Annotated in this window: 9 protein-coding genes (1 of these 9 cut by a window edge); all 9 read right to left on the bottom strand. The window is 43.4% G+C overall.

Annotated elements, in window-relative coordinates; all coding sequences use genetic code 11:
- Positions 1-83 carry the 5' end (the start) of a tetratricopeptide repeat protein gene (locus PPIS_RS01000; protein ID WP_010370845.1) on the bottom strand. It extends 775 nt beyond the left edge of the window, so 83 of the gene's 858 nt are visible here — the first part of the coding sequence; it begins with the start codon at positions 81-83; its stop codon lies off the left edge, out of view.
- Between the two features lie 78 nt (positions 84-161).
- Positions 162-2084 (bottom strand): DNA topoisomerase III, encoded by a 1923-nt coding sequence (locus PPIS_RS00995; protein ID WP_010370844.1) that lies wholly within the window; start codon positions 2082-2084, stop codon positions 162-164.
- 103 nt (positions 2085-2187) lie between these two features.
- Positions 2188-4302: a methyl-accepting chemotaxis protein gene (locus tag PPIS_RS00990; RefSeq protein ID WP_010370841.1), complete on the bottom strand. Its 2115-nt coding sequence runs from the start codon at positions 4300-4302 to the stop codon at positions 2188-2190.
- A gap of 216 nt (positions 4303-4518) precedes the next feature.
- On the bottom strand, positions 4519-4845 hold the full coding sequence (locus PPIS_RS00985; RefSeq protein WP_010370840.1) for a Na+/H+ antiporter subunit G: 327 nt from the start codon (positions 4843-4845) through the stop codon (positions 4519-4521).
- Positions 4846-4854: 9 nt separating this feature from the next.
- Positions 4855-5124, bottom strand: coding sequence for a K+/H+ antiporter subunit F (locus tag PPIS_RS00980; protein WP_010370838.1), 270 nt, complete (start codon positions 5122-5124; stop codon positions 4855-4857).
- Positions 5118-5654, bottom strand: a complete 537-nt coding sequence (locus PPIS_RS00975; protein ID WP_010370836.1) for a Na+/H+ antiporter subunit E — start codon at positions 5652-5654, stop codon at positions 5118-5120. Before PPIS_RS00975 ends, PPIS_RS00980 begins: the two co-directional genes overlap by 7 nt.
- Positions 5655-7169, bottom strand: a complete 1515-nt coding sequence (locus PPIS_RS00970) for a monovalent cation/H+ antiporter subunit D (RefSeq protein ID WP_010370834.1) — start codon at positions 7167-7169, stop codon at positions 5655-5657.
- Complete coding sequence (locus PPIS_RS00965; protein ID WP_010370832.1) at positions 7166-7507, bottom strand: Na+/H+ antiporter subunit C; 342 nt, start codon at positions 7505-7507, stop codon at positions 7166-7168. The genes PPIS_RS00970 and PPIS_RS00965 overlap by 4 nt, the downstream gene beginning before the upstream one ends.
- On the bottom strand, positions 7507-10299 hold the full coding sequence (locus tag PPIS_RS00960) for a monovalent cation/H+ antiporter subunit A (RefSeq protein WP_010370831.1): 2793 nt from the start codon (positions 10297-10299) through the stop codon (positions 7507-7509). The genes PPIS_RS00965 and PPIS_RS00960 overlap by 1 nt, the downstream gene beginning before the upstream one ends.
- Positions 10300-10343 lie beyond the last annotated feature (44 nt).

Genomic DNA, 10343 nt, shown 5'->3' with positions numbered 1-10343 from the left:
GTTAGTAATAACACTTTCTCTGGATTTGGGTCGGTTATTACTTGCTGAATGTTTTCAGGGGTTAGTTGGATTTTATTGCTCATATTCTATTTTCTGTCTGAGTAATTAATATGGTTGATATAGTGACACTATCTGAATTTACAACCAAGCCAAGAAAACAATTATGCAGAGCTTGGCTTTCTCTTTCGAGTAAATTTCCCCTTTCTTGCCCCGCGTTTTTTAAATGCAGGTACAGGGACGCCTTTCAGTGCATTCGTATTGATAGACTGAGCGCTGTCAATAAATCCACCTAACTCATCACAAAGCGGTTGCATAAATTGATTATACGACGTTTCCTTATTGGCGATCTTTCCAAGCAATGACTCCCAGAGCGCAGTTCTGTCTGGTAATGAAAGCGACTCAGGTAGGGTTTGAATAAATGCCTTTCCCAGCACCGTAGAATATATCGTCTTAACTTCTCGCCTAAGAAACTGCCGTCTAAACAAAAGCTCAATAATTCCGGCCCGCGTCGCCTCAGTGCCAAGCCCGTCAGTGTCTTTCAATACCTTTTTGATAGATTGATCGGAAACAAACCGTGCAATACCTGTCATTGCACCTAATAAGGTCGCTTCAGTGTAATGCTTTGGCGGCTGAGTTTGTTTTTCTTTAACTTCACCTTTCTCGCATAAAAGTTGCTCTCCTACCTGTAACTCCGGCAATAGGCTTTCTTTTTCTACCTCATGACCTTTAAACAGTATCTTGAACCCTTGATCTGTTATTTGCTTCGCTTGTGCTTTGAATTGACCACCACTAATCTCCAACTCCACTTTAGTTTCGTTGTAGCGGTAGGGGTGAAAGAATTGCGCAAGGTATTGTACAGAGATGAGTTGATAGACCTGTAACTCTCTATGCCCAAGCTGAGCACTGCGGAGCTTTTTAGTAGTTGGAATGATAGCGTGATGCGCTTCTACCTTTTTATCATTCCAACACGCTCCTTTTAGGTTCATATCAGCTAACTTAATAAACTTACTTTCTATTCCCTGATTGTGCTCGGCAGCCACAATGACTTGCTCTCTTTCAACAAAATGTTCTTGTGGTAGATAACGGTTATCAGATCTAGGGTAAGTGATCAGTTTATGTTTCTCATAGAGTGCCTGACAAATATCCAACACTTGCTGAGCCGATAAACCGTAGCGCTTATTTGCGTCAATCTGCAAAGAAGAAAGGTTATAGGGTAGCGGCGGATTTATCTTTTTTGGTTTTGTTTCAACCTTATTTACTGTTGCTTGCTTTTGACTGATCCGATCCGCAACGTTTTCAGCTAAGGCTTTAACCAGAACACGCCCATCTTCGTCCATATAGGGCCTAGATGCTTCACTTGGTACCCACTTAGCTTCAAAGACTCCCCAGTTTGGTTTATTGATGTGTGCAATCACCTCATAAAATGGCTTAGATACAAAGTTCTCTATTTCTAAATCCCTTCTAACAACCAAGCCAAGTACCGGAGTTTGCACTCTGCCAACCGACAAAACGGTATTCACTCCCGCTTTTTGCCCAGCCAACGTAAATGCTCTGGTTAAATTCATACCAAATAGCCAATCCGCTCTGGCTCTTGCAAGTGCAGATATGCTTAAAGGAACAAACTCTTGATTAGAACGTGTCGAAGCCAATGCCTTTTTCACCGCTTGTGGGTTCAAATCACTGATCAACAAACGCTGGATCCTTGCTCTTTTCCGTTCAGGTAAGTTTACGAATTGAAATACTTCGTCCACGAGCAATTGCCCTTCTCTATCAGGATCTCCAGCATGGTAGATTTCATCAGCTTTTGTGAGTAACTTTTTTAAAGTGCTAAGCTGCTTTTTTGTTTTTGGCTTTGCTTTGAACTGCCATTGAGTAGGCACGATTGGTAGATCATGAAACTGCCATTTTTTGTATTTGGCGTCGTAGTCTTCAGGTTCTGCTTGTTCCAACAAGTGGCCTATACACCAAGAAACCACATCACCATTCGCGACTTCTATATAACCATCTTGTTTTCTATGTGGTTTTGGTAAGACATCGGCGATTGCTCGACCTAAAGAGGGTTTTTCTGCGATATAGAGTTTCATGATTGGCTTAACTGTATATAGATACAGTTATCATAGTGAATTTTGATGAAAAACGCCATAGCTGCAAAGAGACTGTCTCCAGTCTCTTTGCAAACCAACAAACTTACGTTCTTAATAAATTAAGTTGCTTGTGTTTCTGTTCGACTATCAGCGTCATTGAACTGGCCGCTTGCTCGACTTCATCTGCGAACTTCGAAAGCTCAGCAGCGGCATCTGAAATGCCCGTCGTATTCGTGTTAATTTCTTCGGTAACCATACTTTGCTCTTCCGCAGCCGTCGCAATTTGCGTTACTTCATTAGAAATACTTGTCAGCTCAGCAACTAACGTACTCATTAACCTAGCCGATTCTTGGCAATAACTCACTGCGTCTTCACCTAGCTGCACAGAGCTCTCAATGATCCGGCCTGAGTTCGCGACTTCACTCTGTAGGTTATCTATTAGTTTACTAATGTCGTCCGTCGATGCTTGTGTTTTTGACGCCAAAGCTCGAACTTCATCTGCAACAACCGCAAAACCTCGACCTTGTTCCCCCGCCCTTGCAGCTTCAATTGCCGCGTTTAAGGCCAGTAAATTAGTTTGCTCTGCAATGGCTCTGATCACTTCTAGTATTTTGGAAATATCATCACTGCGTTCAGATACCTTCACGACCGCTTGTTTTGCATCAATGACTTGATCCGCCATTGATTGCACCGTTTCAGTCGTTTTAATGATGCTTTGTTCGCTTTGCTGAACTTGATCCGCGGCCTGATTCGTACTTGCAGCCGCTTTTTCAGACGCCCGGGCCACCTCTGAAGCGGTCGCACTGAGTTCGTTAATTGCAGTAACTACGCTGTCTATCTCTAGATGCTGATTAGCGACTTTGTTTTTGATGTTAATCGCAGCTTCTGTTGTTCGATGCGACTGCTCGTAGGAAGATTCAGCAAGACCTTTGAGGTCATCAATCATCTTTCGTAGTTTATCAGTAAAGCGGTTAAAGCCATGTGCCAAGGCAATCAACTCAGCATGATGGCTCACTTCTAGCTCATGCGTTAAATCGCCTTCGCTAGAAGCTAAGTTCTCGACTCGTTCCTGAATATGCGTAAGCGGACCGATAATTGTGTTCACTAATACCACCGCAATGGCAATGCCAATAACAGCAATAACAATACCTATAATAAGCATCCAGCGACCAACGGAGTTTGTCGACTCCTCCAGCTGACTTTGCAGCGTTGTAGCAGAACTAAGTGCAATTGCCTTAGGTAGTTCGATTACCAGAGACCAAGTGGTGTTTGGTAACGCTATGTTGATAGGTACTGCTACGACTAAATCTTCATCAAGCTCTTTAATCCCAGAACCTGTGTGCAGCGATTTTAACACCTCAGCCCTATCTGACTTTGTCGACTCTGCAAGTGGGCGTGCTAAATTCTTATAGTGACTAGAACCCACAACAAGACCCAACTCACTTAACAAGGTTACCTTAGCGGCTCCTGAGTAAAGCGAGTTTGAGAGCTCGTCGACCATGGTTTGGAAAATAGGTAAGTTTACATCCACGCCCACTAAGCCTCTAAATTGACGATTGACCACGACTGGTGTGGTCAATGAGGTCATCAGCATTTTGTTGCCCGGAGAAATTTCATATAAATAGGGTTCCATGATGCAAGGCGCTATTTTATCTTTTGCGCATAAATACCACTCGGCTTCTCGTAGACCAAATTCATTGATTGCGTCGGCATATTTTTCTTCTGCTGACTCAACTTTTTGTTGCATCGGACCATCAGCTTCTTGAGTGAAATAGAGCTCTAAGGTACCAGCGCCCGGCACAGAGTGACTCGAACCACCTTGATTACTGGCATCATTGCCATCGTAACCATTCGGTTCAAACTGTGCATACATAGAAGACACAAAGCGATTTTGCTTTAGCGCACCATTGACAATTTCTTGTACTTGTTCACGGCTCAGCGGATCCTGCTTGGCGGTATGCGATAGCACACCCGCCAAAGTGTATGGAACACGATAGGCCTCATTGATAAAACCGGCCACACGTTGCCCATATTGATTACCTTTAGCGATAAGGCCTTGGGATATTTCATCATAAATCGCTTGTTGGACCCCTTCACTTTGCTTGGTATTTTCTGCTGCAAGGTGAAACCACATTGTTGTCACTAATATAACAACCAAACTCGTTACTAATGCTGTTACAAAGAATAAGAGTTTGTTTTTAATCGAAGCTTGTTTCATAACATTCCCAGTTTTTAGACTTAGTATGCAAACTAATTGCACTGCACGTTCATCATCAACTTGATAATACGAGTGACCCCTATTTTTATCGGCGACTATGAAGTCTTTTTTAACTGTAGCAAAAAATTTAATAACGTACTGAAATTTATGATGCTTAGGCGGTGTATTTTGAGGAATAAATTATAAAGTGATGGATAAAAAAATAGCGCCGAAGCACTATTTTTTTATCTTATCTTTGCCTGTCGTCTTTTCATTGCTTGGCAAGCGGTGATGTATTGCTGACTTAATCAGCATATATCCAGAGATGGGAGCGGTGAGCAGCAAAAATATTGAAATCAAGATTTCCTTTACACTCACGCCATCAGTCGTGGTACTGAAATACACCATTGCCGAGGTCAATAAGCACGCCATTCCAAGCGTTGTGGCTTTGGTAGGACCGTGGAGACGCATAAAAAAGTCAGGCATTTTCACAAGACCAATAGAGCCTATCAATACAAACGCACCACCTAACAGTAATAAAATAGAAATTATCCATTCTGACATATCGCTCTCCTATTCTATGATGTCGCCGCGTAGCAAATACTTACATACCGCAACCGTACTTACAAAGCCAAGCATTGCTATTAATAATGCGGCTTCAAAGTACAATGCCGTCCCCATACTCATTCCATATAGAATAATAAGCGCAATGGTATTTATGTACATGGTATCGAGCGCTAAAATTCTATCTGGAATTGAAGGTCCAACAACCAAACGCCAAAGATTTAGCAAAAGTGATACACCTATCATCGCAAAGACAATAAGAATTACAGTTTCTAGCATTCAAAAATCTCCTTCAATGGCGCTTCATAACGAGATTTAACTGTATCAATCAATGCTTGCTCATCCGTAAGATCTAACACATGGATCAGTAAGTATTTACGTTCTGGTTTTTCGCCACTTTTTACAGACTCTGGCCAAGGGTATACCTCAGCACTTACGGTGCCAGGAGTTAAAGATACCGTGCTGGCTAAAATAGTGATTGGCATAGCTTGATCTATATCGAGCGGCACCAACACGAAACCAGGGCGTAATTTCTTCGTTGGTCCTAAGATCTTTATCGCGACCTCAACGTTGGCAGTAATGATATCGTAAAGCACCAACAGCAAATGAGTAAACGCACGCCATGGCTTAATGATCAGTGGTTGCTTAGTTCTAAACCGATAGGTAATAAGCGGGATCACAATCGCTAGAATAGTCGCGAGAATAATATGCCCAGCTGACACACTATTATTCATCAATAACCATACGGTAAACAGCAGTAGACTGCGAAATGGAGTTGGTAGCCATTTAAACCTTGCTTCTAAACGCATCTATTTCGCTCCTTTTAACACTGCATTCGTCATGCTAGAAAAATCGTGCAAAGAGTCGGCTGCCGACAATGCGTAATCAGTCAATGGACCGGCAAAAATCACCATTAACGGCGCACAAGTTATTAAGGTAAGAATTGCGATAATTTGTGCTGGGTGCGCTTTTTCTGCCGATTGTGTATCGACCTTACCCGTATGATGCCAAAACACAGTGCTACCTGCTTTTGAGACACTAACTAATACCGCTAAGCTTACTAATAAATACACCGCCCAAAACCAGTATGTGTGGCTCGACTCGATGGTCGACTTTAAGATCCATACTTTGCCAATAAAGCCTGATAGCGGTGGCATACCAATCACAGTGATTGCCGCTATCGCAAACATGATACCAAGTAACATGGGTTGTACTACTGGGCGACCTGCGGTGATCCTGTCGGCAACTTTACCCCTTTGTTTCCCCACTAAATCAGCGAGTAAGAACAATGCAGCAGACACTAACGTCGAGTGCACTAAATAGTAAATGGCTGCAGCACTACTATTTACAGTTTGTACGGCGACTAATGCCACTAAGGTACCAACCGACACCACCACTAAATTTGCAGACAGCTTACGTAAGTCTTGACTAGCAAGCACGCCAATTCCGCCCATGACGATAGTCGCCAGAGCGAGCCACCATAGCCACTCTTGTGCCATATGACTTAATTCACCAGCTTGGTCACCAAAAATCAGCGTGTATACACGCATCATGGAATACACACCCACTTTAGTCATGATTGCAAATAAAGCGGCAACAACAGGCAACGCGGTTGCATAGGTGTTTGGCAGCCATAGATGAAGCGGTAGCAAGGCGCCTTTTAGCGCAAATACAACCAATAACAATAAGCCGCCAATCTTAGCAAGATAAACATCATCTCCTTGTAAGAAAGTGATCTTATATGCCATATCCGCCATGTTCAAAGTACCAAGCACACCGTACAAGATACCTAATGCAATCAAAAATACCGACGAACCTACTAGATTTAGGATCACGTATTGCAGTGAAGCACGGGTATTGTGCTTATCACCACCATGCATTAGTAGTGCATAAGACGCTATCAACAAAATCTCAAAGAATACAAATAAGTTGAACGCGTCACCAGTTAAGAAGGCGCCGTTTACCCCCATCACCAAAAAGTGCAGTAACGGATGGAAGAAACTTCCTCGTTCGTCGTCTCCGGCACAGCTATACAGCGAACACACAAAACACAACAACGCGGTTAAGCTGACTAACAGAGTCGAAAGTTGATCAGCAACTAACACAATACCAAACGGTGCTTGCCAGTTACCAATCGCATAAACCTGAATGCCAGACTGCTGAACATGTAGTAAAAGTGAGGCACAAACTGCAAACGTAATCAGCGACATAAGTACTGAAACTTTACGCCTAATCGCTAAGTTTTTACCACACGGTGGCATCAGCAGGATCACCCCTGCCAACATGGGTAATAAAATAGGTAAAGAAGTCAAATGTTGGATCATGCTTTACCCTTTTTGTCAGGAACAATGCCATTTACATGGTCATTACCCAAATCAGAACGACCGCGAATAGCTAAGATCACGACAAATGCCGTCATCGCGAACCCGATAACAATTGCCGTCAATACCAAGGCTTGCGGCAGTGGATCTGCATACTCACTGCTATAACCAAGCACTGCAGCTTTGTTTAAGGTCAATCTACCCGATGCGAACAAAAACAAGTTGACCGCATAAGACAACATAGTTAAACCAAGAACAACAGGGAATGTTCTTGCTCGTAGAATCAAAAATACGCCACAGGCTACTAGCAAGCCCACACACGATGCATAAAGCAATTCCATTAAATATTCACCTCTTCTTTGGGCGCATTTGCCGTTACTTTACCTAGGCTCGCCAAAATCATCAGCGTTGCACCAACCACGGTGATATAAACACCAAGGTCGAATGCGATGGCACTTGCCAACTCAGTTTTACCTACCAATGGGATATCAAAATAATCAAACCATGAGGTTAAGAATGGTTTGCCAAAGAACCAACTACCCACACCGGTTGCTAGAGAAATAGCGATACCCGTTGCGATAATCTTGCGGTAATTGACATCAAAGCGCTCTGCAATCCAATTCGAACCATGAGCAATGTATTGTAAAATAAAGGCTATCGCCGTGATTAGGCCCGCGATAAACCCACCACCCGGTAGATTGTGGCCGCGCAAGAAAATATAAACCGAAACCAGCAATGCCAAAGGCAATAAGCTTTGTGAAATACTTGCCAGCAGTAACGGATATCTCTCTTTCGCCCAAGGTCTGCCCTCACTGTCACTACCTGACATAAACAGCGGTAAGTTGATCAGCAACTTATAAATCCCCAGCGCCGCAATACCCAATACGGTAATTTCACCTAGCGTATCAAAACCACGGAAATCCACTAAGATAACGTTAACGACATTCGTCCCGCCACCGCCAACTTTGGCGTTTGCAATAAAGAACTCAGAAATACTATCCAGCGGTCTTGTGATCAAGGCGTAACTGATACTTCCAATGATCACACCAATTGCTGAAGCAATCCCCATATCACGGAGTACGCGAATAGAACTAGACTCCTTCGGCGTTCTTTGCGGTAAGAAGAATAACGCAAGCATTAACAGAATAATGGTTACTACTTCTACCGTTAACTGAGTAAGCGCCAGATCCGGTGCTGAGAAGCGCGTAAAGGCAACCGACACCATGAGACCAACAACCGAAATCATCAGCAGTGCAACCATACGAGTACGATGCCAGATAACCGTGCCAATTGCTCCAATCATTAATAAACCAGCACCAATACCGTTATGTACGTCAATTGGCGTCGGCTCTAAATTACCCACTAACTGTGACATTTCAAACAATGGCCAGCCCGCACTCACCAGCACAACAATAAACATCAGCATCAGATAACGCTGTAGCGAACCATTTTCTATTGCGTTTACACGCGCGCGACTCCAAGACACGATGTTGTACATAGTCCGTTCAAACGTTTTCTTAGCGTTCATTGGCGGTAATGAAGCTTGGAATTGGAATAGATATTTGCGCTGAGTATAAATTAATAAACCACCACATACCGCAAGACCACTCATAAGCAGTGGTAAGTTAAAGCCATGCCAAATAGCAACCTCAAAGGTTGGCGCAGCCTCCCCTAATACCGCACTTGATGCTGTTTTTAACATGCCATCAACGATAAAGTTAGGGAACATGCCGACTATCAAACATAAAGCGACCAAGATTTCGATTGGAAAACGCATATAGCGCGGCGCTTCATGTGGCTCCTTAGGTAAATCAATTGGATCTCCGTTGAAGAATACGTCATGAATAAACCGCGCCGAATATGCAACAGAGAATGCACCTGCGATTGTCGCCAAAATTGGAATCAACCACGACATAGAACCCAGAAGTTGCTGGTGTAGCGTCTCGGCAAAGAACATTTCTTTAGACAAGAAACCATTAAGTAGCGGCACCCCAGCCATCGCAGAAGCGGCAACCATTGCAAGCGTTGCGGTATAGGGCATAAAACGCCACATACCGTTAAGTTTACGCATATCACGAGTGCCCGTTTCATGGTCGATGATCCCCGTCGCCATGAATAAAGAAGCCTTAAAGGTTGCGTGGTTAATAATATGGAAAACCGCCGCGACAGTCGCAAGCTCAGTATCCAGACCAAGTAATAAAGTAATAAGGCCTAAATGACTAATCGTTGAAAACGCCAAAAGACCTTTTAGATCATGCTTAAATAACGCGATATAGGCACCAACGAGCAATGTCGCTAAACCAGTTAAGCCAACGAGAATAAACCACAGCTCTGTACCCGCTAGCGCAGGATAAAAGCGCGCCAGTAAGAATATCCCAGCTTTCACCATAGTCGCAGAGTGTAAGTACGCACTTACAGGCGTTGGTGCAGCCATCGCGTGCGGTAGCCAGAAATGGAATGGGAATTGCGCGGACTTGGTAAATGCACCCAGTAGCACAAGGATTAACGCCACTTCATATAATGCGTGGGATTGAATAAGCTCACGACTCGATAAAATCACATCAAGGTTATAACTGCCTACAATATCTCCTATCAACATCAAGCCAGCAAGCAGTGCTAAGCCGCCACCGCCAGTGATAGCAAGTGCCATTTTCGCCCCTTTGCGAGCCTCTGATTTATGCCACCAATAGCTAATAAGTAAAAATGAACTAATACTGGTAAGCTCCCAGAATAACCACAGCTGTAATACGTTATTAGACATAACGATGCCAAGCATGGCGGTCATAAAGAGCATTAAGTAGGCATAAAGTTTAGGCATGGAATCATTGCTGCTAAGGTAGTATCTAGCATAGAAGATAACCAGCATACCAATGCCCAAGATCATGAAAACGAACAACAACGCAAGACCATCCAGTCTAAACGCGATGTTAATATCTAGAAGCGGAACCCATTCAAATGTGTACCGAATAGTCTCTCCTGCGAAAACGGCAGGGGCGAGATCAACAGCAAGTAAAATTGCCACTGCTGGCGCTACTAAGGTTATAGCAGTCGACTGATTACGGGAAAGCTTTCCCGTAAATGCAGAGATAAAACTGCCAATTAAGGATAGCAAGGGTATCCAAAATAAAGTCATAGATGAAACCTTTTATTTGCGTCGTTATGGCTCGTTTAGATCAA

The organism is Pseudoalteromonas piscicida, assembly GCF_000238315.3.
Taxonomy (GTDB): domain Bacteria; phylum Pseudomonadota; class Gammaproteobacteria; order Enterobacterales; family Alteromonadaceae; genus Pseudoalteromonas; species Pseudoalteromonas piscicida.
Note: the sequence above shows the minus strand (reverse complement) of the source record. Positions and strands in the feature narration are given on the sequence as shown.